24 protein-coding genes are annotated in these 25,465 nt (G+C 67.9%); 16 read left to right on the top strand and 8 right to left on the bottom strand.

The window, feature by feature from the left end; genetic code table 11:
• Positions 1–97: 97 nt before the first annotated feature.
• From QZ814_RS12195 to QZ814_RS12180, 4 genes are all read left to right on the top strand, one after another.
• Positions 98–2,881: a TonB-dependent receptor gene (locus QZ814_RS12195; protein ID WP_294332544.1), complete on the top strand. Its 2,784-nt coding sequence runs from the start codon at positions 98–100 to the stop codon at positions 2,879–2,881.
• Positions 2,882–2,908: 27 nt separating this feature from the next.
• A complete protein-coding gene (locus QZ814_RS12190) occupies positions 2,909–3,475 on the top strand; it encodes a sigma-70 family RNA polymerase sigma factor (protein WP_294332542.1) in 567 nt (188 codons plus the stop codon).
• The gene (locus QZ814_RS12185) at positions 3,472–4,485 is read left to right on the top strand and encodes a FecR domain-containing protein (RefSeq protein ID WP_294332540.1); all 1,014 of its coding nucleotides are present in this window, start codon (positions 3,472–3,474) and stop codon (positions 4,483–4,485) included. Before QZ814_RS12190 ends, QZ814_RS12185 begins: the two co-directional genes overlap by 4 nt.
• Before the next feature lie 71 nt (positions 4,486–4,556).
• On the top strand, positions 4,557–4,973 hold the full coding sequence (locus QZ814_RS12180) for a flagellar biosynthesis protein FlgC (RefSeq protein ID WP_294332537.1): 417 nt from the start codon (positions 4,557–4,559) through the stop codon (positions 4,971–4,973).
• Positions 4,974–5,009: 36 nt separating this feature from the next.
• Here QZ814_RS12180 and QZ814_RS12175 read toward each other — a convergent pair whose 3' ends face one another.
• The gene (locus QZ814_RS12175) at positions 5,010–5,435 is read right to left on the bottom strand and encodes an organic hydroperoxide resistance protein (RefSeq protein WP_294332535.1); all 426 of its coding nucleotides are present in this window, start codon (positions 5,433–5,435) and stop codon (positions 5,010–5,012) included.
• Between the two features lie 140 nt (positions 5,436–5,575).
• Here QZ814_RS12175 and QZ814_RS12170 point away from each other — a divergent pair, with 140 nt between their 5' ends.
• Both QZ814_RS12170 and QZ814_RS12165 read left to right on the top strand, forming a co-directional pair.
• Complete coding sequence (locus QZ814_RS12170) at positions 5,576–6,007, top strand: MarR family transcriptional regulator (protein ID WP_294332533.1); 432 nt, start codon at positions 5,576–5,578, stop codon at positions 6,005–6,007.
• An 87-nt stretch (positions 6,008–6,094) separates the two neighbouring features.
• Entirely contained in the window at positions 6,095–7,708 is a 1,614-nt protein-coding gene (locus tag QZ814_RS12165) for an NAD(P)/FAD-dependent oxidoreductase (protein ID WP_294332531.1), read from the top strand.
• Here QZ814_RS12165 and QZ814_RS12160 read toward each other — a convergent pair whose 3' ends face one another.
• The gene (locus QZ814_RS12160) at positions 7,709–9,487 is read right to left on the bottom strand and encodes an ABC transporter transmembrane domain-containing protein (protein ID WP_294332529.1); all 1,779 of its coding nucleotides are present in this window, start codon (positions 9,485–9,487) and stop codon (positions 7,709–7,711) included.
• Positions 9,488–9,640: 153 nt separating this feature from the next.
• On the opposite strand from QZ814_RS12160, the gene phaZ reads away from it, so the two are divergent.
• Complete coding sequence (gene phaZ / locus QZ814_RS12155; RefSeq protein ID WP_294332527.1) at positions 9,641–10,873, top strand: polyhydroxyalkanoate depolymerase; 1,233 nt, start codon at positions 9,641–9,643, stop codon at positions 10,871–10,873.
• Between the two features lie 213 nt (positions 10,874–11,086).
• Here the strand turns inward: phaZ and QZ814_RS12150 are convergent, their stop codons facing one another.
• Complete coding sequence (locus QZ814_RS12150; protein WP_294332526.1) at positions 11,087–14,020, bottom strand: L-glutamate gamma-semialdehyde dehydrogenase; 2,934 nt, start codon at positions 14,018–14,020, stop codon at positions 11,087–11,089.
• A gap of 157 nt (positions 14,021–14,177) precedes the next feature.
• Between QZ814_RS12150 and QZ814_RS12145 the strand changes: the two genes are divergently transcribed.
• From QZ814_RS12145 to QZ814_RS12120, 6 genes are all read left to right on the top strand, one after another.
• Positions 14,178–14,609 (top strand): MaoC family dehydratase, encoded by a 432-nt coding sequence (locus QZ814_RS12145; RefSeq protein WP_294332600.1) that lies wholly within the window; start codon positions 14,178–14,180, stop codon positions 14,607–14,609.
• A gap of 98 nt (positions 14,610–14,707) precedes the next feature.
• Entirely contained in the window at positions 14,708–15,883 is a 1,176-nt protein-coding gene (locus QZ814_RS12140) for an acetyl-CoA C-acyltransferase (RefSeq protein ID WP_294332523.1), read from the top strand.
• 41 nt (positions 15,884–15,924) lie between these two features.
• Positions 15,925–16,416: a DUF805 domain-containing protein gene (locus QZ814_RS12135; protein ID WP_294332520.1), complete on the top strand. Its 492-nt coding sequence runs from the start codon at positions 15,925–15,927 to the stop codon at positions 16,414–16,416.
• Between the two features lie 123 nt (positions 16,417–16,539).
• Positions 16,540–17,478, top strand: coding sequence for a glucokinase (locus tag QZ814_RS12130; protein ID WP_294332517.1), 939 nt, complete (start codon positions 16,540–16,542; stop codon positions 17,476–17,478).
• A 45-nt stretch (positions 17,479–17,523) separates the two neighbouring features.
• Positions 17,524–18,003, top strand: a complete 480-nt coding sequence (locus tag QZ814_RS12125) for a pyridoxamine 5'-phosphate oxidase family protein (RefSeq protein WP_294332514.1) — start codon at positions 17,524–17,526, stop codon at positions 18,001–18,003.
• Positions 18,004–18,044: 41 nt separating this feature from the next.
• A complete protein-coding gene (locus tag QZ814_RS12120) occupies positions 18,045–18,413 on the top strand; it encodes a YkvA family protein (RefSeq protein ID WP_294332511.1) in 369 nt (122 codons plus the stop codon).
• Positions 18,414–18,564: 151 nt separating this feature from the next.
• Here the strand turns inward: QZ814_RS12120 and QZ814_RS12115 are convergent, their stop codons facing one another.
• Both QZ814_RS12115 and QZ814_RS12110 read right to left on the bottom strand, forming a co-directional pair.
• Positions 18,565–19,731, bottom strand: a complete 1,167-nt coding sequence (locus tag QZ814_RS12115; RefSeq protein ID WP_294332508.1) for a mechanosensitive ion channel family protein — start codon at positions 19,729–19,731, stop codon at positions 18,565–18,567.
• A 9-nt stretch (positions 19,732–19,740) separates the two neighbouring features.
• Entirely contained in the window at positions 19,741–20,757 is a 1,017-nt protein-coding gene (locus QZ814_RS12110; protein ID WP_294332505.1) for a DNA topoisomerase IB, read from the bottom strand.
• A gap of 117 nt (positions 20,758–20,874) precedes the next feature.
• Here QZ814_RS12110 and QZ814_RS12105 point away from each other — a divergent pair, with 117 nt between their 5' ends.
• On the top strand, positions 20,875–21,426 hold the full coding sequence (locus QZ814_RS12105; protein ID WP_294332502.1) for a type 1 glutamine amidotransferase domain-containing protein: 552 nt from the start codon (positions 20,875–20,877) through the stop codon (positions 21,424–21,426).
• Here the strand turns inward: QZ814_RS12105 and QZ814_RS12100 are convergent.
• Genes QZ814_RS12100 through QZ814_RS12090 form a run of 3 tightly spaced genes read right to left on the bottom strand, consistent with a single transcriptional unit; the run spans position 21,377 to position 23,950 of the window.
• Positions 21,377–22,462, bottom strand: coding sequence for an acyltransferase (locus QZ814_RS12100; protein WP_294332501.1), 1,086 nt, complete (start codon positions 22,460–22,462; stop codon positions 21,377–21,379). The two genes, QZ814_RS12105 and QZ814_RS12100, sit on opposite strands and share 50 nt — an antisense overlap.
• Complete coding sequence (locus tag QZ814_RS12095; protein WP_294332499.1) at positions 22,459–23,808, bottom strand: putative O-glycosylation ligase, exosortase A system-associated; 1,350 nt, start codon at positions 23,806–23,808, stop codon at positions 22,459–22,461. Before QZ814_RS12095 ends, QZ814_RS12100 begins: the two co-directional genes overlap by 4 nt.
• Positions 23,801–23,950 carry a hypothetical protein gene (locus QZ814_RS12090; RefSeq protein WP_294332497.1) on the bottom strand — a complete coding sequence of 50 codons (150 nt, stop codon included), beginning with the start codon at positions 23,948–23,950 and terminating at the stop codon, positions 23,801–23,803. The genes QZ814_RS12095 and QZ814_RS12090 overlap by 8 nt, the downstream gene beginning before the upstream one ends.
• A 271-nt stretch (positions 23,951–24,221) precedes the next feature.
• Here QZ814_RS12090 and QZ814_RS12085 point away from each other — a divergent pair, with 271 nt between their 5' ends.
• Positions 24,222–24,626 (top strand): hypothetical protein, encoded by a 405-nt coding sequence (locus QZ814_RS12085; protein ID WP_294332495.1) that lies wholly within the window; start codon positions 24,222–24,224, stop codon positions 24,624–24,626.
• Between the two features lie 600 nt (positions 24,627–25,226).
• A complete protein-coding gene (locus QZ814_RS12080; protein WP_294332492.1) occupies positions 25,227–25,451 on the top strand; it encodes a helix-turn-helix domain-containing protein in 225 nt (74 codons plus the stop codon).
• The last annotated feature ends 14 nt before the right edge of the window (positions 25,452–25,465 follow it).

Below are 25,465 nucleotides of genomic sequence, written 5' to 3'. Positions count from 1 at the left end.
GGGATCGCTTTCGCCCATCGCCGCGCCGTGCCAGACGCAGGCGGCCTCGCCGCAAGCGCGCATCCGCTTCGATATCCCGCCCGGCCCCCTGGCCGAGGTGCTCCGCGCCCTGTCGCGCCAGGCCGGCATCGAGATCCTCACCACCCAGCCGGCCTCGACCCGCGTCGCGCGCCCGATCCGCGGACGCATGACCCGGGCGGCAGCGATTGCCCGCGCGCTTGCCGGTCTGCCGCTCGTCGCGCGGGCGGCAGGCGGAGGGTATGTCGTCGTGCCGGGCCCCGCTGCACCGGAACCTGACCTCGAAGCTCCGCCGCCCGAGCCGCCGCTGATCGTCGTCACCGGCTATCGCGAGGCGGTGCGCCAGTCGGTCGCGCTCAAGCGCCGCGCCACCGGCGTACGCGAGGCGACGCGAGCGCAGGACATTGCCGACTTCCCCGATCGCAACGTCGCCGATGCCCTTCAGCGGCTGCCCGGTGTGGCGATCAGCCGCGACAATGGCGAGGGGCGCCAGGTCTCGCTGCGCGGGCTGGGGCCGCTGTTCACCCGCACCACGCTGAACGGGGTCGATGCGCTCGCCACCACGGCCTCGGGCTTCGACAATCGCGGATCGGTGAGCCGCGAGCGGCGCTTCGACTATTCGGTGTTCGAAGCCAGCCTGCTCTCGCAGGTAGTGGTGGAAAAGAGCTGGGCGGCTGATGCCGATGCCGGCGGGATCGGCGGCACCGTCGCGCTGCAGACGGTGCGCCCGTTCGACCGGCCGGAGAACGAGACGCTGGTCTCGCTGCGCGCCCGCGCCGGCGGCAACGGCATGGCGACGACGCCGCAGGGCACCGTGGAGCTGGCCCGTCGGAGCGACCATTGGGGGGTGCTGGTCGCCGCCTCGTTCAGCAGCAACCATGTCGCCGAGTTCGGCTATCGCAACTGGGACTGGGCGCCGGTCACCTTCGGCGCCGCCAATCTGGGGCCGAACCTCACGGCTGACCAGCGGGCACGGCTGACCGGTACGTCTGGGCGCCCGGTCTACGGCCCGCGCGCCGCGACCTATTCGAGTTGGATCAACCGGCTCGACCGGCTCAATCTCGTCGCCGCCGTCCAGCATGCAGGCGACGACGGCACCGAACTGAGCGTCGATTGGGTGCATGCCGCGCTCGCCGACCACCGCGACGAACGCTCGCTGGCCGCGGCGGGCGACAACGGGCTGACCGGCAATGTCACCGGCACCCAGCGGCTGCTTGCCGCGACGATCGTCGGCGATACCCTGGCGGCGGCACGCTATTCGGGCGTCGACCTGCGCACCGAAGCCAAGCGATCGGAGGACCGCACCCGGTTCGACCAGGCGACCTTGTCGCTGCGCAAGCCGATCGACGCCGCGACGATCGTCCAGCTCACCCTGGGCTACAACCGATCGGTGTTTCGCGGGCCGGTGTTCGATAAGGCGTTCCTGCAGGCGAAGAACCGCGATTTCGCAACGACCTCCACCGGCGCCGATCCGCAGAACCGCTATGGCTTCGATCCGGCCGATCCGGCGGTGTGGAGCCTGATGCGGGCCGATGCGCGGGAAGATGCGATCGACAACGCCAACGCCCAGGCGCGACTGACGCTCGACCGCACGCTGGCGCCGGGGCTCACGCTGCGCGCGGGCGGCAGCTGGCACCGCTTCACCAACAGCGGCTATCAGCGCCGCACCCGGGTGGACTATCCCGATGGCGGACCGGCGGTAACTGCGGTCTTCGACGGGCCGACGATCGCCCCCTACGTCGTCGCCGATGTCGACGCGACCTATGCCGCCACCGGTCAGCGCCGCGACCTGACCGCCGCCGACAACGTCCCCGGCACCGATTACCGGCTGCGCGAGGAAAGCAGGGCGGGGTTCGCGCTGCTCGATTGGGACGGCCGTCTCGGCGCGCTGCCGCTGCGGGTCCGCGGCGGGCTGCGCTATCAGGCGATCACCACGCGCTCGACCGGTGCCGCCACCAGCGACATGTTCGCCGCCCCGGTGACGCACAGTACCGACAGCCGCGCCTGGCTGCCCTCGCTGGAAGTCCGGCTGACCCTGCGGCCCGCGCTGCTGCTGCGCGCTACCGCCAGCGAGAACGTCAACCGACCGGACCTCGCCGATCTGCGCGCGGCGGCGGTGGTGTCGGTCTCGCCCTTCGGCGGCACGATCACCACCGGCAACCCCGACCTGAAGCCGTTCCGCGCGCAATCCTTCGACCTCGCGCTGGAGCGCTACGGCGCGGACGGCGGGCTGATCGCGCTCGGGCTGTTCTACAAGCACATGAATTCGTTCATCACCTCGGCGACGACGGTGCAGCCCTATGTCGCCACCGGCTATCCGCTCGCCTTCCTGTTTCCCGGCCAGAGCGCGAACACGCTGTTCAACGTCGTCCAGCCGTTCAACGGCGGCGGCGCCTCCATTCTGGGCGCGGAGCTGGCGGTGCAGCAGGAGCTGCGCTTCCTCCCCGCGCCGTTCGACCGGACGGGCGTGCAGCTCAACGGCACCTATGCCGATGGCCGCTCGGACGTGGTCTATGCCGGCGTGCCGGTGCGGCTGACGCTGATCGACCTGTCGCGCTGGCAGGGCAATGCCACGCTCTACTATACCGGGCGGGGCTGGGATGCGCGCGTCGCGCTTGCCTATCGCGATCGCTACCGCACCGGGATCGGCAACAGCGGCAATATCGGCGAGTGGGTCGCGCCTGCCGCCACGCTCGACGCCGCCGCGCATGTCGCACTCGGGCGGCGCGCCAAGCTGGTGCTGGAGGCGCAGAACCTTACCAACGCGCCCATTCTCCAGTATACCGACCGCGACGCACGCCGGCTGCTGGCGATCACCCATAGCGGGCGCGTGCTGAGTGCGGGGATTCGGTATGTTTTTTGACGGCGGTGCAGGGCAGGGGCGGGGCGCATGTCCCCGTTTCCGCGCGCCGCGACTCTACCCATCCGTAACGGCCGGGCCGGGACGATGCGCCTGATGGACGCGGCCGACATTCTGGCTGAACATCGGACGCGCCTGACCGCCTATGTCCGCAAGCGGCTCCGCGACCCGGAGCAGGCGGACGATATCGTGCAGGAGACGTTCGTGCGGGTGGTGGAACAGGAGCGCAAGCAGCGGATCGAGCAGCCGCTCGCCTATGCCTTTCGCGTGGCGGATTCGATCCTGTTCGCCGGCGCGCGCAAGGGCGGCGGGCATACCGAGCCGCTCGATACCGAGATCGCCTGCACCCTGCCGCTGCCCGAGGAGGTGCTGGACTATCGCCGCCGGCTCGCCCGGTTCGAGACGGTACTGGCCGGCCTGCCCGCGCTGCGCCGCGACGTATTCGTGAAGCGCCATCTCGACGGCAAGTCGCGCGCCGAGATCGCCGAGGAAATGGGATTGAGCCTGGAAGCGGTGAAGAAGCATCTGGTGCGCGCGATGATCGACCTGGCCGAGTGCGGCGATCTCGACGGCGTGGCGCATGGGGCGTCGGCATGAGCGACGTGCAGACGCTGGAAATCGCGGCGGACTGGGCGGATCGGATCGACGAGCTCGATGCGATCGAGCGGCGCGTGCTGATCGCCTGGCTCAACGAATCCGAGGCCAATCTTCGCGCCTTCACCCGGATGCACGAGCTGCTGCGCGATCCGGCGCTGCTCGCGGTGCTGGAGGCGGCCAAGCCCCTGTCGGTCCTGCCGCCGCTGCCCGACGCGGTGCCGCAGCGCCGCCGCAGCGATCGCCATCCGCGCCCGGCACTCCAGCGCGCGCGGGGCATGCGGATCGCGGCAGCCGCGGCAGGGCTCGCGGCCGTGGTGGCGGTGCCGCTGCTGTGGCGCGAGGCGCTGCCGCCCGCGCCGAAGGTGGCAGCGGTTGCCGGCGTCCTCCACACCAGTCCGGTGGGGATGCGCGCGCAGGTGCGCCTGGGCGACGGATCGCAGGTGACGCTGGATGCGGCCTCGGCCGTGCGCGTCGCCTTTGCCGCGCATGCCCGGCCAGTGACGCTCGAGCGCGGCGCGGCGCGGTTCGACGTGGCGCACGATGCCAGCCGACCCTTTTCGGTCCAGTCGGGGCAGGTGCGCTTCACCGCGCTCGGTACCAATTTCAGTGTCGACCAGCTGCCGGGGGCCGTCGAACTCCACGTCTATCGCGGCCGGGTGCGGGTGGACGAGCCGGGGCGATCCCCGATCGTCGTGACCGGCGGCGAGTGGGTGAGCGTCGGCGCGCAGCCGTTGCGCGTCCAGCGCTTCGATCCCAAGACGTCGGGCGCTTTCGACAGCGTATGGCTGAGCGCGGACGGCATGCGGCTCGATGCCGCGCTCGGGCGGATCGGACGGCACAGCGCGGTGCCGATCCGGCTCGCCGATCCGGCACTGGGGGCGACCCGGTTGAGCGGCCGCTTCCGGCTCGACACACCCGAGCAGAGCACGGTGCTGATCGGCGCGCTGGTCGGGATGACGCCGCAGCGCCGGGGCGATGCGATCGTGCTTGCGCGGGCGAAAGGTCGTTGACGCGCGGTTAACCGCGTTCGGCAAGGCTTTGGTAAGATGCGAATGCGATTCTAGCGCCTTGGAGTAGCGCCATGATCGCCACCAACATCGCCCTTTCCGGAGTCCAGGCCAGCGTCGCGCGGCTGAACGTCAGCGCGCAGAACGTCGCCAACGTCAACACGACGGGCGAGACGGCCAAGGCCGTGACCGCGGCGACCGCGATCGGCAAGACGGTCAACCATGCCTATCAGCCGATCGCCATCTACCAGGCGGCGGCAGCGGCGGGGGGCGTCAACGCCAAGCCGGTGCCGCAGGTACCGGGTACCGGGCCGCGCTATGATCCGGAATCGCAGGACGCGGACAGCGACGGCAATGTCGAGGCGCCGGACGTCGACTTCGCCAGCGAGGATGTCGAGCAACGCAAGGCGCTGTTCTCGTTCCGCGCCAACCTCTCGGTGATCCGCACGCAGGACCAGATGATGGGGTCGCTGCTCGACACCAGGGTATAAGGACCCCGCGGGCGCGCCGCGGGATCCTTGTAGGCCTCAGGCCAGCGTCAGGCCGACATTCACGTTGCCGCGCGTCGCGTTCGAATACGGACACACCTGATGCGCCGCGTCGACCAGCTGCTGCGCCACGTCGCGCTCCAGGCCGGGCAGGCTGACCAGCAGGTCCGCGGTGATGCCGAAGCCGCCTTCCGAACGCGGGCCGATGCCCACCGTCGCGGTGACCGACACATCGGCCGGCACCTTGATCTTCATGCCGGCGCCCACCGCCTTCAGCGCGCCGATGAAGCAGGCCGAATAGCCCGCCGCGAACAGCTGCTCCGGATTGGTGCCGTCGCCGCCGGCGCCGCCCAGTTCCTTCGGAGTCGACAGCTTGACCTCGAGCACGCCGTCCTCGCTGCGCGCGCTGCCGTCGCGGCCGCCGGTTGCAGTGGCCTTGGTGGTGTACTTCACATCGACCGACATCGGGTGTCTCCTTGATAACTGCGATAAATGTTATCGCGATAACGATCAGATAGGCGAAGCCGTGCCCCTTGTCCAGAGGATTCGTTATCGCGATATGTGTTTTATCCCGCCGCCGTCCGGTGGGAGAGGAGTTCCTGCCCATGCCTGCCCCGCTTCCGCTCGACGGCCAGCTCTGCTTCTCGCTCTACAGTGCGAGCATGGCGATCACGCGCGTCTACAAGCCGATCCTCGATCGGCTGGGGATCACCTATCCGCAATATCTGGTGCTGCACGCGCTGTGGGAACAGGATGGCCGCACGGTCGGCGCGATCGGCGAGCGGCTGGCGCTCGAATCGAGCACGATCACGCCGCTGGTGAAGCGGCTGGAGGCGGCCGGGCTGGTGACGCGCCGCCGCAATCCGGAGGACGAGCGGCAGGTCCAGGTGTTCCTCACCGAGCAGGGCCGGGCGATCCGCGAGGAATGCGGCTGCCTGGGCGAGGCGGTATTGGAGAAGACCGACCTGTCGCTGGAGCGGCTGGCGGGCCTGAACCGCGAGGCCCAGGCGCTGCGCGACTCGCTGGCGCGGGGGTGATCTCCGCAGCAATCCCGGTTTGCCGCACGGGCCCTTGCGGCTAAGGGGGACATTCAATCCCCGAAATCTGCTGGAACCCCCGTTTCGATGCTGCGCCTGTCCGGACTTTCCCTACCCCTCGATCATCCCGTCGATGCGCTCGCGCCCGCGATCGCCGCGCGGCTGGGGGTGGCGCCAGCGGACGTGCGCGGCTTCACCGTGTTCAAGCGCGGCAACGATGCCCGGCGGCGGAGCGCGATCCTGCTGGTCTACACGGTCGATGTCGACCTGGCGGACGAGGCCGAGGTGCTGGCACGCTTCGCCGGTGACAAGGATGTGCGGCCCACCCCCGACATGACCTATCGCCCGCCGGTGCATGCGCCCGAGAGCTGGCAGGGCCTGCGCCCGGTGGTGATCGGCGCGGGGCCGTGCGGGCTGTTCGCCGGGCTGCTCCTCGCGCAGATGGGGTTCCGCCCGATCATCCTCGATCGCGGCAAGATCGTGCGCGAGCGGACCAAGGACACCTGGGGCCTGTGGCGCCGCTCCGAGCTCAACCCGGACTCCAACGTCCAGTTCGGCGAGGGCGGGGCGGGCACTTTCTCCGACGGCAAGCTCTATTGCCGGGTCAAGGATCCGCGCTTCCTCGGCCGCAAGGTGCTGGAAGAGTTCGTGAAGGCCGGCGCGCCCGACGACATCCTGTGGCAGGCGCACCCGCATATCGGCACCTTCCGCCTCGTCACCATGGTGGAGAGCATGCGCCGCACCATCGAGGAACTGGGCGGCGAATATCGCTGGCAGACCCGTGTCGACGCCATCGAGCTGGACGCCCAGCGCAGGATGCGCGGCCTGCACCTGCACGACGGCAGCTTCCTGGAGGCCGATCACGTCGTGCTGGCGGTGGGACACAGTGCGCGGCCGACCTTCGAGATGCTCCACCAGATGGGCGTGCATCTCGAGGCCAAGCCCTTCTCGATCGGCGTGCGGATCGAGCATCCGCAGAGCTGGATCGACCAGGCGCGCTTCGGCAACTGCGCCAAGCATCCCGATCTGGGGGCGGCCGCCTATGCGCTGTCGCACCACTGCGCCAATGGCCGCACCGTCTACAGCTTCTGCATGTGCCCGGGCGGGCGCGTGGTGGCGGCGACCTCGGAGGAGGGCCGCGTCGTCACCAACGGCATGAGCCAATATTCGCGCGCCGAGTTCAACGCCAATTCGGGACTGGTCGTGGCGATCGACCCGGCGCGCGACTATCCGGGCGGGCCGCTCGCCGGCATCGAGCTGCAGCGCAAATGGGAGGACGCGGCGTTCATTGCCGGCGGCTCCAACTACAACGCGCCGGGCCAGCTGGTCGGCGACCTGCTCGCCGGTCGCCCCTCGACCGCGCTGGGGCAGGTGGTGCCGAGCTACAAGCCGGGCGTCACGCCGACCGATCTTTCCGCCTGCCTGCCCGGCTTCGTGATCGAGGCGTTCCGCGAGGCGCTCCCGGTGTTCGGGCGCCAGATCGCGCGCTACGACCATCCCGAAGCGGTGATGACGGGCGTCGAGACGCGCACCTCGTCGCCCTTGCGGATCACCCGCGGGGCGGATTTCCAGAGCCTCAACACCCCGCAGCTGTTCCCGGCAGGCGAGGGCGCGGGCTATGCCGGCGGCATTCTCTCGGCCGCGATCGACGGCATCAAAGTCGCCGAGGCGGTGGCGGCGAGCATGCTCGCCGCCCGCTGATCAGGCCGCTTCGCTGAACTGCAGCGCCGCCAGTCGGGCGTAGAGCCCGCCCTGCGCAACGAGCTCGGCATGGCTTCCGGTCTCGACGATGCGGCCGCCGTCCATCACGATGATCCGCCCCGCCGCGCGCACGGTGGCGAGGCGGTGGGCGATCACCAGCGTGGTACGGCCTTCCATCAGCCGCTCCAGCGCATCCTGCACCAGCTTCTCGCTTTCGGCGTCGAGCGCGCTGGTCGCCTCGTCGAGCAGCAGGATCGGCGCGTCGCGGAGCAGCGCCCGGGCGATGGCGAGCCGCTGGCGCTGGCCGCCGGACAGGCGCGCGCCGCCTTCGCCGAGGAAGGTTTCAAGGCCGTCCGGAAGCTCGCGCAGGAACTCGGCAGCGTTGGCGGCCTCGGCGGCGGCCCAGATCGCGTCGTCGCTGGCCTCCCAGTTGCCGTAGCGGAGATTGTCGCGGGCGCTGGCGGCGAAGATCACCGTTTCCTGCGGCACCATCGCCATGCGGGCGCGGACCTCCGACGGATCGGCCTTGGGGATGGCGACGCCGTCGATGCGAATCTCGCCCGCCTCGGGATCATAGAAGCGCTGGAGCAGCTGGAACAAGGTCGACTTGCCCGCGCCCGAGGGGCCGACCACCGCCACCGTCTCGCCCGGTGCCACGAACAGCGAGAAGTCCTGCAGCGCGGAAACCTCGGGGCGGGTGGGGTAGCGGAAGGTCACCGCATCGAACGCGATCGCGCCCTCGGCGGGGCTGGGCAGGGCGATCGGGTTGGCGGGCGCGGCGATGTCCGGTTCCTGCTGGAGCAGCTCGGCCAGCCGGCTGGCGGCGCCCGAGGCGCGGAGCAGGTCGCCATAGACTTCGGTCAGCGCGCCGAACGAGCCGGTGACGAGGCCGGCGGTGATCACGAAGGCGGTGATCGCGCCGCCGGTGATCTGCCCGGCGGCGACGCCCGACACCGCGTCCCACATGATCAGCGTGATCGCGGTGAACAGCAGCCCGATGACCAATGCGGTCATCACCGCGCGGAGCGCGAACCGCTTCTGCGCGGCGGCAAAGCTGCGCACCACCGCGTCCTGGAAGCGCTTGCTCTCGCGCGGCTCCTGCCCGAAGGCCTGGACGATCCGCATCGCGCCCAGCGTCTCGGAGGCGATCGCGCCGATGTCCGCCACCCGGTCCTGGCTGTTGCGCGAATATTGGCGGACGCGCCCGCCCAGCCAGACGATCGGCAACACGGTCAGCGGCATGCCGACGATCAGATAGGCGGCGATCTTGGGCGCCAGCACGAACAGATAGATCACGCCGCCGATGCCGGTCAGCAGGTTCCGGAGCGCGATCGAGACGGTCGAGCCCACCACCTGCTCGACCAGCGCAGTATCCGAGGTGAGTCGCGAGGCGATCTCCGACGGCCGGTTTTCCTCGAACCATTTCGGCGGCAGGCGCAGCAGGTTGCGGTGCACCGCGACCCGAAGGTCCGCCACGGTCCGCTCGGCCACCCAGGAGATGAAGAAGAAGCGGATCGCCGTCGCCAGCGAAAGCACCAGAATCACCGCCAGGAGTCCCTGGAAATAGATGCCGATTTCGCTCGTGTCGGCACCGGCGGCGAAGCCGTTATCGACGATCTGCTTGAAAGTGTACGGGATCCATAGGGTCGCCAGCGACGACGTCACCAGCGAAACCATCGCGATGACGATCTGCAGCGGATAGCGGCGGGTGAACTGCCAGATGACGAGCAGGCTGCTGAGCTTGCGGCGCTGCGCCGGCGGCGGGGTCGTGTCGGCCATGGCCAGCGACTAGCGCGGTTCGCGGGGCAGGGGAACCACCTCCGGTTATCGCTGTTCCGCATAGCTACGACGTTGCGGTGCACAAGGGCGCCGTCTATATGGGTGGTAAGACAACCCCCGCTGCAGGGATCGGGGCACGGGGAAGGATTTTCGATGCTGTACGACGCTTACGAGATTCAACGTTCCATGCTGGCCGGGGCAAGTGCCCTGGCCAATTTCAGCGCGGGCCTGCTCAACAATCCTACCAACCCCTTTGCCTATTTCGGCGGCGGGCCGGTGATGGCTTCCGCGCTGGAAGTCTTCGCGCACGCCTCCGCGCCGCGCGGCAAGCCGGCCTTCGCGCTCGACTTCACCGAGATCGACGGCCGTCAGGTCGCGGTGCGGGAGGAGATCGTGCTCCGCAAGCCGTTCGGCCAGCTCAAGCGCTTCGTGCGCCAGGGCGTCGAAGGCGGGCCGAAGCTGCTGATCGTCGCCCCCATGTCGGGCCACTATGCCACGCTGCTGCGCGGCACAGTGCAGCGGATGCTGCCGGTGGCGGACGTCTACATCACCGACTGGCGCGACGCGAAGCTGGTGCCGACCAGCGAGGGCAAGTTCGACCTCGACGACTATGTCGATTACGTGATCGACTTTCTCGCCCATATCGGCGCCGAGGGCGATCCGCGGCCGCACATGCTGGCGGTGTGCCAGCCCTCGGTGCCCTGCTACGCCGCCGCGGCGCTGATGAGCGCGGACAAGCATCCCAATCGCCCGCGCACGCTCACCATGATGGGCGGCCCGATCGACACGCGCGAGGCGCCGACCGCGGTCAACACGCTGGCGACCGAGCGGCCGTTCAGCTGGTTCGAGCAGAACGTGATTGCCACCGTGCCGATGAGCTACCCCGGCGCGCGCCGAAAGGTATATCCGGGCTTCCTCCAGCTCGCCGGCTTCATGACGATGAATCTCGGCAACCACCTCATCTCGCACTGGGAGATGTTCAAGCATCTCGTCCAGGGCGACGACGAGAGCGCCGATTCGACGATGAAGTTCTACGAGGAATATCGCTCGGTCTGCGACATGACCGCCGAATTCTATCTCCAGACGATCGATGTGGTGTTCCAGACGCATGCGCTGCCCAAGGGCGAGATGCTGCACCGCGGCCGCAAGGTGGATCCGGGCGCGATCACCGATATCGGCATTCTTGCGATCGAGGGCGAGCGCGACGATATCTCTGGCATCGGCCAGACCAAGGCGGCGCTGACCATCGCGACCAACCTGCCTGAGTCGTTCAAGCAGTATCACCTGGCCGAAGGCGTCGGCCATTACGGCATCTTCAACGGCTCGAAGTGGCGCAACCGGATTGCGCCGGTCGTCGAGCAGTGGATGGCCGCGCATAGCGGGTGAGCCTGATTTCCCTCTCCCCACCGGGGAGAGGGTCTACCTACCCAGAAATACATCGTCATTCCCGCGAAGGCGGGAATCCATTGGTGCTGAAGGCGCGGTTCTTTCCCCGAACGTTCTGGCTAATGGAGTCCCGCCTTCGCGGGACTGACGGTTGGTGTGTGAAGAGGCCGGCCCCATCCTCCCTCGCAGGGAGGGAGGATAGACTCGGCGCCCTCAAATCCCCCCTTCGTCCAGGCTGAGCAGCGTCGCGTTGCCGCCGGCGCTGGTGGTGTCCACCGACACCGCCCGCTCCGCGCAGAAGCGGTGCAGATAGTGCGGCCCGCCCGCCTTGGGGCCGGTGCCCGACAGGCCCTCGCCGCCGAACGGCTGCGAGCCCACCACCGCACCGATCATCGAGCGGTTGATGTACAGATTGCCCACCCGCGCTTCCGCCTCGACCAGCTCGGCCGAGCGGGCGATGCGGCTGTGCAGGCCCATGGTGAGCCCGAAGCCTTTGGCGTTCACCCGCGCCACCGTCTCGGCGAGCTGGCCCGCCTTCCAGGTGGCGACATGGAGGATCGGCCCGAACCATTCGCGGGTCAGGTCTTCGGGCCGGTCGATGCGGATCATCGTCGGCGGCACGAAGAGGCCGGTGGCGGGGACCGGCACGGTCTTCAGCCACTGGGCCTTGGCGCTGTCGCGATAGGCCATCAGCTTGTCATAGGCCGCCTGGTCGATCACCGGGCCGATATCGGTGCGCGGATCGGCCGGGTCGCCGAGGATCAGCAGCTCCATCGCGCCGCGCAGCATCTCGATCACGCCGTCGGCGATCTCCTCCTGCAGCAGCAGCAGGCGCAGCGCCGAGCAGCGCTGGCCGGCCGAGCGGAAGGCCGAGGTGAGCACGTCGGCCACCACCTGCTCGGGCAGCGCGGTCGAATCGACGATCATCGCGTTGATGCCGCCCGTCTCCGCGATCAGCGGCACCAGCGGGCGATCCTCGCCTTCCAGCAGCGCGGCGGCGATCTTCTTGGCGGTGGGGGTGGAGCCGGTGAAGGCGACGCCGGCGATGCGATGGTCGGCGGTGAGGGCTGCGCCCACCTCCGGCCCGCCGGTCACCAGCACCAGCGCATCTTCCGGCACGCCGGCCTGATGGGCGAGGCGCACCGCGGCGCGGGCGATCTCGGGCGTCTGCGGCGCGGGCTTGGCGACCACGGCATTGCCCGCGACCAAAGCCGCGGCGGTCTGGCCGAGGAAGATCGCCAGCGGGAAGTTCCACGGCGCGATCGTCGCCCACACGCCGCGGCCTTCCATGCGCAGCTCGTTGCGCTCGCCCGTCGGCCCGGGAAGGGTGATGGGGGCGAGGCCGGTGCGGGCCTGGAGCGCATAGTAGCGGCAGAAATCGGCCGACTCGCGAACCTCGCCGAGCGCGTCGGGGATGGTCTTGAAGGCTTCCTTGACGGCGAGCGCCATCAGCTCGATGCGGTTTTCCTCGAGCAGGTCGGCAAGGCGCTCGAGGATCGCGGCGCGGGTGGCAAGCGGCGTCGCGGCCCAGCCGGGGAAGGCGGCAGTCGCGCGGTCGATGGCCGCGCGCACATCGGTGGTCGCGCTGGTGGTGGCCGCAGGCAGAGGCTTCGCGGCAATTGCCGCCGCCGTTTCGGCGAGGATCGTCCGCTCGGCAAGGTCGATGCCGCCGGAGTTCTTCCACGCGCCGAACAGTTCGACGGGCAGCGGGATGCTCGGATGCCGCGTACCACCCACCGCCGCGATCTTCTCCACCGGATCGGCGAGCAACTCGGCTTCGCTCAATTGCTCGTCGGCGAGCTGGTGGACGAAGCTGGAGTTCGCGCCATTTTCCAGCAGGCGACGGACGAGATAGGCCAGCAGGTCGCGGTGGCCGCCGACCGGCGCGTAGATGCGGCAGTGATAGCCCTGCTCGTTGACCAGCCGCTCGTACAGCCCTTCGCCCATGCCGTGGAGGCGCTGGAACTCGAAGTCGCGGCTGTTGCCGGCCCAGTCGAGAATGGTCGCGACGGTCAGCGCGTTGTGGCTGGCGAACGCCGGCACGATGTTCTTCGCCGCGAGCATGTCGCGCGCGCAGGCGAGGTAGGAGACATCGGTCGCCGCCTTGCGGGTGAACAGGGGGTAATCGGACAGGCCCTCGACCTGGGTGCGCTTGATCTCGCTGTCCCAATAGGCGCCCTTGACCAGCCGCACGTGCATCGGTCGGCCGAGATCGTCGGCCCAGCCGATCACCGCGCGGGCGCGCTTGCCATAGGCCTGCACCGCCATGCCGAAGCCGTTCCAGCCCTTGAGCTCTGGTCGACGCGCAACCGAGCCGATGATGTCGAGGCTCATCTCCAGCCGCTCGCTCTCTTCCGCGTCGACGGTGAGCGGGATACCCTGCGCCGCCGACTCCGAGGCGAGCTGCGCCAGCATGTCGGTCAGCTCGGGCACGCAGCGATCGTACTGTGCGACTTCGTAGCGCGGGTGGAGCGCGGAGAGCTTCACCGAGATCGAATGCCCCGCCTTGGGATCGCTGCCGACCGCGCGGATCGCCTCGAAATAGGCCTGGAAATAGCGTTCGGCATCCGCCTTGGTCCGCGCGGCCTCGCCCAGCATGTCGAAGCTGGCGGTGAAGCCCTTGTTCTCGGGCTTCTTCATCCGCTTCGAGGCTTCGTCGATGGTGCGGCCCATCACGAACACCTCGCCCATCCGCTTCATCGCCGCGCCCACCGCCTGGCGGACGAAGGGTTCGCCGGCGCGCGAGATCAGCCGGCGGAGCGCGCCCGTCTTCTCGTCACCGACCAGCGCGCGGCCGAGCATCAGCCCCCACGTCGCCGAATTGACCAGCACCGAGTTCGACTTGCCCGAATGCGCCTTCCAGTCGGCGTCGCCGATCTTGTCGGCGATCAGCAGGTCGGCGGTCTCGGGATCGGGCACGCGCAGGAAGGCCTCGGCGAGGCTCAGGAGCGCGACGCCTTCGGAGGAATTCAGCCGGTATTCCTGAAGGAACTGGTTCACCCAGCCGCGGTTCTGCGCGGCGCGCAGGTCCGCCAGCAGCGCCAGCGCATGGTCCATCACCCGTTCACGCGAATCAGCGGTGAGTCGCGCACGCTCCAGAAGCGGTTTTAGAACATCGGGTTCGGCCGCGCGGTGCAGTTTGGCCATCATTTCGCGGTGGTGTGACGGTACGGCAGTCGGCATTTTCCAGTTTCCGGTCGGCTAAAGCTTGCAGGGAGGCCGGTGCCCCCCTTAGATATGGCGAGCCTATGAAAGATAATTACGCGAGAGGATAGTCTTGGCAGCGACCGTCACCCCGCAGGAGATGGCCGAACGGGTCGGCACCGCGCATGTCTCGGACTGGGTGGAGGTCACCCAGGCGATGATCGACCAGTTCGCCGAAGCGACCGGCGACCACCAGTTCATCCATGTCGATCCGGTACGCGCGGCGGAAACGCCGTTCGGCGGCACCATCGCGCATGGCTTCCTCTCGCTCTCGCTGATGCCGATGCTCGCCGCGCGCACCGATGCGCCGGCGATCGAAGGCGCGCGGATGGGCGTGAACTATGGGGGGAACAAGGTCCGGTTCCTGACGCCGGTGCGCTCCGGCAAGCGGGTGCGCGGGCGGTTCACGCTGAAGAAGTTCGTCGAGCGGCAGCCCGGCGTCTGGGAACAGGTGCAGGACTATCAGCTCGAGATCGAAGGCGAGGAGAAGCCGGCGGTGATCGCCGAGTGGATCGCGCTGGTGTACGTCTAAACTCGATCGTCATGCCAGCGCACGCTGGCATCTCGTCGAGAGGAATACTGAAAGAGACCCCAGCGTTCGCTGGGGTGACGCCTTGGAGGATAGAAGAAATGCGCTCCGCAGTCATCGTTTCCACCGCCCGCACGGGCATCGGCCGGGCCTATCGCGGGGCGTTCAACGCCACCCCGGCGCCGACGCTGGGCGCGCACGCGATCCGCGCCGCGGTCGAGCGCGCGGGCATCGAGCCCGGCCAGGTCGACGACGTCGTGTTCGGTGCCGCGCTCCAGCAGGGCAGCCAGGCGCCCAACATCGCCCGCTTGGCACTTCTCCGCGCCGGGCTGCCGGTCGAAGTGGCCGGCATGTCGATCGACCGCCAGTGCGCCTCGGGCCTGATGGCGATCGCCACCGCCGCCAAGCAGATCGTCGTCGACAATATGGACATCACGCTGGGCGGCGGCGTCGAATCGATCAGCCTCGTCCAGACCCCGCAGATGCGCGTCGAGCCCGATCGCGAGCTGATCGCGATGCATAACGAAACCTACATGCCGATGCTGCAGACCGCCGAAATCGTCGCCGCGCGCTACGGCATCGGCCGCGATGCGTGCGATGCCTATGCCTTCCAGTCGCAGCAGCGCACCGCCGCGGCGCAGGCCGCGGGCAAGTTCGACGACGAGATCGTGCCCGTTACCGCGACGATGAACCTCGTCAACAAGGAGACCAAGGAAGTCTCCCAGAAGGAAATCACCCTCGCCAAGGACGAGGGCAATCGCCCCGAAACGACGCTGGAAGGCCTGCAGGCGCTCCAGCCGGTGGTACCGAACGGCACGGTGACGGCGGGCAATGCCAGCCAGCTTTCGGACGGCTCGTCGGCGGCGGTGCTGATGGAGGAGAAGCTCGCGGAGAAGCGCGGCCTCACCCCGCTCGGCCGCTATGTCGGCATGGCGGTGGCGGGCACCAAGCCCGACGAGATGGGCATCGGCCCGGTCTATGCCATCCCGAAGCTGCTCGAACGCTTCAACCTCAAGATGGACGATATCGGCCTGTGGGAGCTCAACGAGGCATTCGCGGTGCAGGTGCTCTACTGCCGCGACAAGCTGGGCATCCCCAACGAGTTGCTCAACGTCAACGGCGGCGCGATCTCGATCGGCCATCCCTATGGCATGTCGGGGGCCCGCATGACCGGCCATGCGCTGATCGAGGGCAAGCGCCGCGGCGCGAAGTATGTGGTCGTCACGATGTGCATCGGCGGCGGCATGGGCGCGGCCGGGCTTTTCGAAGTCCTCTAAGGGGTTGACCGGAGGGTGCGGCGCGCTGCACCCTCCGCCCCATGACGGAAGTTGTGTATCGTGACGGCGTTTCCCTGCGGACCGGCCTTCGGGCGATCGGCCGGAGTTTCCTGTTCCGCGGCCGCTCGACGCGGAGCGAACTCACCAGCGCGCTGATCCTGATCGCGCTGGCCGAGGCCGCGCTGTTCCTGCTCATCCACTTCTTCCACCCGCCGACGGCGCCGAGCGTGCACACCTTCCAGCTTCGCGCCGCGTTCGAGGAAGCGCTGGCGCTGCTGTTGCTGGTGCCGCTGCTCGGGCTGATCGTGCGGCGGCTGCACGATACCGGGCTGCCGGCGATCCCGGGGCTGTTGCTCGCCGCGATCGTCGTGGCATCGGACCTGAACCGAACCCAGGCGGCGATGGGCCTCTATCCAGGCGTGCCCGTGCTGCCGATGGCGGGGCCGGTGGCGCTCGCCCTGCTCGTCATCGCGCTCTACTGGTCCCCCGAAAATGGAACCAATCGGTTCGGTGCCGATCCGCGAACTGCTTGAAACTCCTCATGCAACCGTTCCCAGCCTCAAATATTTATTGTTCTCGTAACCATTGTTAGCGATACCCCGGACGCACGCGGGAAATATTCGGCGGCGTTCGGAGAGGAAGCGATGGGAGAAAGTGTGGCACTGGTGGCTGATATTGGCCGCCAATCGGTTCGGTTCGGCCTTACCGGTGGTGCAGAAGGCGCCGAGCCGCGCGATATTCAGCGTTTTTACAACAGCGACCATCCGACCTTCACAAGTGCATTGGTATCGTATCTATCCAGCGTCGGCCTGCGGGACGCGCGGATGCCGAGCGTGCTCGCCGTCGCGGGGGCGGTGCGGGGCGACCTGATCAACCTCACCGGCAGCCGCTGGTATATCTCGCTGGCAGGGGTGGAGGCGGTGCTGCGCGAGAAGCCGTTGGCGCTGAACGAATGCGCCGCCAACGCGCTGGCGCTGACGCGCCTGCCGCCGACAGCGTTTACCGCGCTCAGCGGCCCCGTCCCACGGCCGATCGCGCCGGGCGGCAATTACGCGGTGATCGGCGTCGGCACGGGCCTCGGCGTCGCCGCGCTGATCAGCGTCGAGGGGCGCCATGTGCCGGTGCAGAGCGAGGCGGGCCATATCGGGTTCGCCGCCCAGACCGGCGACGAGGAGCGCTTCGTCACCTTCTGCAAGGCGCGGGGCGGACTGGTCGAGGTCGAGACCTTGCTGAGTGCCAACGGCCTGCTGCTCGCATACGAGGCGCTGTCGGGCGGCAGGAAGCTGCCGACGCCCGAGGACGTGACCCGCAATATCGGTCGCGATCCGGTGAGCACCGCGGTGGTACGGATGTTCGTCGAGCATCTCGGCGCGTTCGTCGGCGATCTGGCGCTCACCTTCGATGCGTGGGACGGGGTGTTCCTCACGGGCGCGATCGCCCGGGCGCTGGAGCCGCAACTGAAGGAACCGGGCTTTCGTCGCCGAATGGAGGCGCGGCCTTCCTTCCGTCGCCAGCTGGCCGAGACGCCGGTCGCGCTGGTCAACCGGGCGGATCTCGAACTGATCGGCGCGGCGGCAGCGATCCGGAACGCCTGAGCCGGCCTGCACGTTACCCGGCTGAACACACACCGGGAGACGATCATGGCCGATACGGTCGAACTGAAGAAGCATTTCTGGTCCAAGCTGGCGTCGAGCCCGTTCCTGATGGTGGGCCTGCAGGACGGCCAGCACAGCGAGCCGCTGACCGCGCAGCTCGACGAGGATCAGGTCGACACGATCTTCTTCTTCATCGGCAAGGACAATCGCATGGCCAAGGGTGGCCCGGCGATGCTGCAGTTCGTGTCCAAGGGGCATGATTTCTTCGCCTGCCTCGCGGGCACGGCGCGCATCGACAACGATTTCGCGATGATCGACAAGCTGTGGAACAGCCAGGTCGAGGCCTGGTTTCCGGGCGGCAAGTCCGATCCCAACCTCGCGCTGCTCCGCATCGACATCGACGACGCGGAGATGTGGGAAACCGACATGTCGGTGACCGGCAAGCTCAAGATGCTGTTCGGCGGCAAGATCAAGTCGGACGAGACCGGCAGCCACGCCAAGGTGGAAACCACCGCCGAGCGATGAGCCGAGATTGACCCGCTGGCGCGGCTGCGCGATTCAGGGCCATGGGTCCCTCGCTCGCACACCGCGTCCGCACCGAGGCGCATGCCGTATGGCTTGCCATCCGCGATCCGCGCACGCCCCTGGCGGCGCGGATCGTCGGCGTTCTGGTGGCCGCCTATGCGCTGTCGCCGATCGACCTGATCCCCGATTTCATCCCGGTGCTCGGGCTGGTGGACGACGCGATCCTGATCCCGCTCGGCGTCTGGCTGTTCGAGCGACTGATCCCGCCCGAGCAGTTCGCCGAACACCGCGCCGCGGCCGAGGAGGCGAGCCACCGGCCGGTAAGCTGGAGCGGGATCGCGATCGTGCTGGGGGTGTGGGCGCTGCTCGCCTGGGGCGTGTGGAGCTGGCTGGTGACGACGTACGATTGAGGATTTGACCGCCTGATCCTCCAGCTCCGTCATTCCCGCGAAGGCGGGAATCCATTTGCCAGGACGCTGGGGGCTGGAACCGACGATGCAGCGCCAATGGATTCCCGCTTTCGCGGGAATGACAGCTGATAGGGCAGGCGGTGTTGGAAGCTCACCGCTCCCCATCCTCCTTGTCCACCCGCAGCACCGGCTGCACGTCCGGATAGGGCATGATGATCCGCCCGTCCGGCGCGGCGGTGTAGGTCGTCTGGGTCGGGTAGGGAATGCTGATCCCCTCTTCGGCCAGCTTGCGGACGATGCCGACCAGGATGCGATCGCGCGTCGGATGGCCGATATCCCAGCTGCCGGTGTGGAGCTCGGCGATCAGCTCATAGTCGATCGAGCTCGCCCCGAACCCCGAAAAGCCGTTGCGCACCGCCGTCGCGCCATTGGCCTCGACGATTGACTTGAAGATCTCCGGCAGCCGCTCGAGCTTCTCCGGCGGCGTCTCGTACGCCACGCCGATGGTGAACGGCAGGCGGATCTTGGTGCGATCGGTGAGGTTGTGCAGTTCCTTGTCGAGCAGCTGGCGGTTCGAGATGATGTGCATCTCGCCCTCGAAGGCGCGGATCCGCGTCGACTTGAGGCCGATGCCTTCCACCGTGCCGCTGGTCGTGCCGAACTTGATGTTGTCGCCGACGCGGAACGGGCGGTCGAACAGGATCGACAGCGCCGCAATCAGGTCGCCGACGATGCCCTGCGCGGCGAGACCGATGGCGATGCCGCCGACGCCGAGACCGGCGACCAGGCCGGTCACGTTCACGCCGACATTGCTCAAGATCATCACCAGCGCGATCGCGAACAGCGCGATCGAGATCAGCAGGCGAATGATGCCGACGGCGCTCGCCAGGCTCTCGCTGGCATTGTCGCCGCGGGTGCGGTGCTCGATCAGCCCGAAGATGATCTCGCGGATCCAGATCGCCACCTGAAAGGCGACGGCGATCGTGAAGAGGAAGGTGACGGTCTTGTCGAGCAGCGATGGCGTCTGCGCATAGTTCACCACCAGCCGGACGGCCGTCATGACGATGAAGAAATTGCCGGTCCGCGCGACGGTGCGGCCGAGGATCGTGTACCAGTTGGCGCCGCCATTGCCGTCGCTGTTCCGGCACAGTCGCATGCCCCAGGAGCGCAGCGTGTGGAGGATCAGCACGATGCCGATGGCGATACCAGTGGCGACCAAGATACTCAGCCAATGCTCGCTGATCCACTCCGGCGTATCGCCGATAAAGGCCGCAAGCTGGCGTTGGAAATGGGTGGGGGCTTTGGTGGTGATCAGCATCGGGTCTCGTCAGGCTGCCTTGGCGGGCTGTTCGGCCGGATCGGTCTCCAGGAAGACGATCAGGCCGCGTTCGTACCGATCGAGGTACTGCGTGGTGCGGGGCAGGCGCAACCCGGCGCGGAACAGCGCCTGGGCGGCCTTGTCGCGCGCGAGCTCGATCAGGCGCGGATGGACATAGGATTTGCGGGCGATGGCGGGCGTGTTGCCCAGCGCCTCAGTAACGGGTTCCAGCAGCGTCTTGAGGCCGATCGGCTCGGGCGCCTGCGCGAGCGTGCGATAGGCGATCACGCTGGCGCCCCAGGTGCGGAAATGCTTGGCGCTGAACGGCGCGTCCATCGCCTCGCGGATATAGGCGTTGACGTCGCTGGAGGTGACCGGGTGCGCTTCGCCGGCGTCGTCGATCCAGCGGAACAGGTTCTGGCCCGGCAAGTCCTGGCAGCGCTTGACGAAGCGGCTGAGCGACTTGTCCGTCACCGTCATCACCCGCAGCTTGCCGGACTTGGCGCGGAACTGGAGCCTGAGCGTGCCGCCGGTCACCTTCACGTGGCGCTTGCGCAAGGTGGTGGCGCCGAAGCTCTTGTTCGCCTGTGCGTAGGTCTCGTTGCCGACGCGGATCGAGCCAAGGTCGAGCAGTCGCACCACGGCGGCCACCGCCTTTTCCTTGCACAGCCCGCGCAGGCGCAGGTCTGCTTCCACCTCGCGGCGCAGCCGGGGCAGGCGCTCGCCGAACATGCCGCAGCGATCGTATTTCGCCGCCTCCTGCGCCTCGCGGAAGCCGGTGTGATAGCGATATTGCTTGCGGCCCTTCACGTCATAGCCGGTCGCCTGGATATGGCCGTTCGGGTCCGGGCAGAACCAGGCATTCTCGTACGCCGGCGGCAGGCCGACGGCATTGAGCCGATCGATTTCCTCGCGGTCGGTGATGCGGGTTCCTGCCGCGTCGAAATAGCCCCAGCCGTGGCGCATCTTGCGGCGGGTGATGCCGGGTCCCTGATCCTCGACATAGACAATGTCGGCGCTGTCCATTCCAACTCCTCGGCCAGAGCCAAGGCAAATGCGCCGTGACGACAAACTGTTCCGGAACCCCTGCCACGGCCGGCGGGTTGGCGCGATATCTTCAGAAAATACCGGAAGGATGCCCCCATGGCCAATCTGCAGAATGCCCGCGTGCTGATGCTCGCCACCGACGGCTTCGAGGAATCGGAGCTGTTCGAGCCCCGCCAGGCACTGCTCGATGCCGGCGCGCAGGTGACGCTCGCCTCGATCAAGACCGATGCCATCACCGGCGAGACCGCCGGCGAGAAGGGCAAGAGCATCACGCCCGACACGACGCTCGATCAGGTCGAGCCCGGCCAGTTCGACGCGCTGGTGCTGCCGGGCGGCGTCGGCAATCCGGACAAGATGCGGATGCAGCAAAAGGCGATCGAGATCGTCCGCGGCTTCATGGATTCGGACAAGCTGGTGGCGGCGATCTGCCACGCGCCCTGGCTGCTCGCCGAGGCGGACGTGGTCGCCGGGCGCCGGCTGACCAGCTGGCCGTCGATCCGCACCGACCTTGCCAATGCCGGTGCGGACGTGGTCGATCAGGAGGTGGTGACCGATCGCAACCTGATCACCAGCCGCAAGCCGGACGACATCCCCGCCTTCAACCGCGCGGTGCTCGCGGCGCTGGAAGAGGTCTCCGCGACCGCCTGAGCGGCAGGCGGTTGATCCACGCCTGTGCGGGGCGTTCCACGAAGCGGTGGAGCGCCTCGGACGCGGCGAGGACAAGCGCGATATAGAGCAGGGCGAGCGGCCAGCCGATCGTCTCGCCGTGCACAAAGGCAAGCTTGAACGCGAACCACAGCAGGAAGTGGCTGAGATAGGTCGCGTAGCTGATCTCCCCCAGTCGGTGGACCAGCGCGCCGTTGCGCGGCGTACGGATGCGGCGGGCCGCGAGCGCAAGCGCCAGCAGCAGCGCAGCGAGCATTGCCGGAACCATTGCGGTCTCGGCAACCCCGAGCATCCAGCCGGATCCCATCGCAATCGCGACACCGATTGCGGGCAGCGAGCGCCGTTCCCGCCAGCGTTCCCAGAGCGCATGGACCAGGGTCCCCGTCGCAAACTCCAACAGGCAGCGCAGAACGCCCAGATGGGCGATGTCCTGCCCAAGATCGGCGGCCGCACGGGCCGCGAAGGCGCCGTGCAGCAGCCCGAGCAGCGTGGCGATGGCCGCGAGCAGGATCGGCGTCCGCTGGCGGCGCCAGTCCACCGCCAACGCCCAGAACGGGAACAGCAGATAGGCCGCCAGCTCGCACGAGATCGACCAGGCCGGATCGTTCCAGCAGAGCGGGTTGGCGAAGCCCCAGGCCTGCACCAGCAGCAGGTGCGCGGGCAGCTCGGCGAGCGGGAAGTCCTGCGTGGTGCGGCCGCTCGCCCGCAGGATTCCGACGAGCAGCAGCGCGAAGCCGAGCATCGCGGCGTGCAGCGGCCAGATCCGCGCGATCCGGCGGCGGAGAAACGCCGGGATGGCGGCCAGGCCGCCGGCGCGCAACCGTTCGCCATGGCTCAGCGCCAGCACGAAGCCCGAGAGCAGGAAGAAGAAATCGACCGCCAGATAGCCCTTGGCCAATATGGCTTCGGCGACGCGGGGCAGTCCCTCCAGCGCGCCCCGCAGATGGAACAGCACCACCCACCACGCCGCGATCCCGCGCGCGGCGGTGAGCGCGCGCAGCTCGGTGCGTCCGGTCATGCGGCTGCCGGCCGCGCCTTGCGCAGCGGCCGCCAGTCCGCCGCCGCACGCTTGCGGGCGCAATAGGTGTCGAGCCCGATCTGCGCGCCGATCAGCATGTAGACGAAGGGCTGGAAGGCGATCGCGACGAACGCCGCGCCGAGCAGATAGACGATATGCCCGTTCTGCAGCGCGGCGGCGAGCGGGGCGATCCACGCGTCCTCGGGGCCGGCACGGGCATAGCGGCGGCGCAGCACCTCCATCCGTACCAGACCCGACAGGTTGATCAGGAGCCATAGCGCGAGGCCCGGATAGCCCTGTTCGCCCAGCATCTCGAAATAGGCGCTGTGATAGGCGCGCGCCTTGTCGATCTCGAGCGAGCGGTCGACGACCGCGACGCCGCCCTTGTCCTCCACCGAGACCTTCTCGTAGCGGATCTGGTTCTGGCGATACGCCTCGAACCCGCCGCCCAGCGGATGGCTGCGGGCATAGTCCATCGTCCATTGCCACACGGCGAGGCGCGTGGAGGCGGAGGCGTCGCCCTTGTAGGTCTTGATCGTCCCCATCCGCTCGGTGAAGGCGGAGGGGAGGAAGGGCAGGGCGACCAGCGCCATCGCGGCCACGCTGCCCAGGTAGAGCAGCTTCTTCTGGCTGTCGCGGAGCATGAGGAGCGCAACCAGCCCGATGCAGAGCAGCCCGGTGCGCGTCGAGGTGCCGATCGGGATCAGCAGGCAGGCGAAGCACAGCGCATAGGCGAAGGCCTTCATCCGCCAGTCCGGCGCGAAGAGCGTGCCGTGGCGGGTGAACCACAGGATCAGCGGCAGGATCGCGATCGCGACGGTCGAGATGGTGCTGCCCTCGTACAGCCCGGAGTTGTTCGCCACCATCAGGTTCAGTTCGCCATAGCCGCCGCCCGAGATGATCGTCTTGATCGCGCCGACGATGATGATCGAGCTGGCCGAGAGAATCATGAACAAGAGGAGCGCCTCGATCCTGAGACGCGTGCGCAGCGTGAGCGGCAGGAAGGCGGCGAAGGCGAGGGCCTTCCAAACCCAGTCCCATTTGTCCTTGGCCTCGACCGGAAAGTCTGCGTGGAGCGTGGTGAACCAGCAATAGCCGATCAGCGCCACGATCATCAGCTGGCGCGGCGCCACCCGCACGTCGCGTTTGTCGTCGAACAGCAGGAAGCCGCCCAGCGCCAGCGCCGCCGCCATCGCCGAGATCGGCAGGGAATTGAGCAGCAGATAGGTCAGCCGCTGCGGCGCGACGATGTCGATATAGGCATAGACCAGCACGAACAGGAACGGCTTGCGAAAGCCGGTGCCGAACAAGGTCGCGAGGAAAAGGACGAAGACCCAGTCACGCACCGCGCTTGCCCCAGCCGCTGCGCTTCTTCTTGCGTTCGGGCGGCGCGGCATCCTCGCGGTCGAGGTCCGGGCGGCGGAGCAGCAGGAAGGCCGCCAGCAGCATCAGCCCATGGGTGAGGGCGAGCGAGAGATTGTCGATCATCGGCCGGGCGCTTCCTTCCGCGCCCGCTCTAGCCGCAGTGCAGTTGACGTGCCGTAAACGAACAACGGCAGAAATCCGCCGTTTTCCGGAGATTTGCCGAGAAAACCTGAAGCTGCATGGTCAATGGCTTAGCGTTTCAGAGGAAAACCGATCCCTGCGCCGAGGAGAACCCCACCCTTCCGTCTGGAAGGGTGGCCGGCGGGCTGCACCAAGGGTGGCGGCTGGCATCCTTGGAGGCCTGATCAATCCAAACCTTCCGTGAGGTGATATCATGAGTGAGTTACCCCGCCGCCCGCTGGCTTCGGCAGATCCTGTCGAGGTGCAGTTCGGCTGTTTCTACGCGGCGCGATTACGCAGAGTGGTCGGTGCTCGACTGAAGGCCTGCGACGTCATGCATGCGTACCAGGAGAACTTGGCGCACGAGAAGCGGGCGCACAGCATCGGCTTCCGGCGGCTGAAGGCGCTTATGCAGTCGCTCGGGCATGAGCATTTCTATAGCAACGGCTCCTACTATCGCGATGTCGGCCTTATTGGCGAAGGTGAGTCGCAGCTGGTCTGCGCACCGTCTCTCTCCTTCCTGCAGAATGCAGGGACGTTGGATTTGCTGGCGCGCCTCGATGCGATCGCAGCCGATCTGATCGAGTTGCGAACGCGCATAGTCGAGGGCGCAGCGTGATCGGCGCGCGGCCGGGGTGGCCGATCAAAGTACGACCCTTCCGGTTCGGAATGGTGTCGGAATGGTTCCGGAAGCCAGAAACGGCAGATTTCCGCGCCATCGGAAGGGTCGGAACCATCCGCATGCCATTTCCCTCACCTGCGCACGCACGCGCACATGTGCGGGCGCGCGCGATGCGAAAAACACACAAACGCTTCCGACCCTTCCAGTTCATTCCAGTTCAAAAAATAAGCAATAAATATCAGGTGCTTATAAAGATGATGGCTTGGGTGTCATCGTTCCGCGTCGCTTCCGGCGTCGGAATGGAAGGAGTAGGCGGCGCTCGTATTGCGATCCGCAAAGGGGAGGCGGCAGGCCGCCCGGAAGTCGCTGACCGCGTAAGAGCGCGAGCCGCTGCTGACGCCCACCTATCGCGAGTGGGCTGGGCCGGTGAAGCGCACGCGGCGAAAGGGGTGGGGTGCCTTGGGTCCTTCCCCGGCCCGCTTGCTATACGGGGGCCGAAGGCGTGGTTCGTGCGAGTATCGCTTAATTCTTCGACACTTGTTGTTGTTCTTTCGGTTTGGGTCCGCCGCGCTGGACGCGCGATCAAAGGAATGCACCGTGGCTGATGTACTGTTCGAATATGACGAGAAGGCCGCTGCGCGCATCCTCGGCGTAGCGCCGCGCACACTTCGCTCCTGGCGCGTCGCCGGCAACGTGTCGCATCACCGGACCCCCGGCGGGCGCGTCCGCTACACCATGGAAGATCTGCTCGAACTGCAGCGTCGTTCCCGGGTGCATGTCACTTCCGGCCGCGTGACGACGCAAACGGCCGCACAAGGGTAATCGCAAATCGCAGC

The sequence above is a fragment of the uncultured Sphingomonas sp. genome, from assembly GCF_913777625.1.
Taxonomy (GTDB): domain Bacteria; phylum Pseudomonadota; class Alphaproteobacteria; order Sphingomonadales; family Sphingomonadaceae; genus Sphingomonas.
This window is presented reverse-complemented; position numbering and strand designations above follow the sequence as displayed.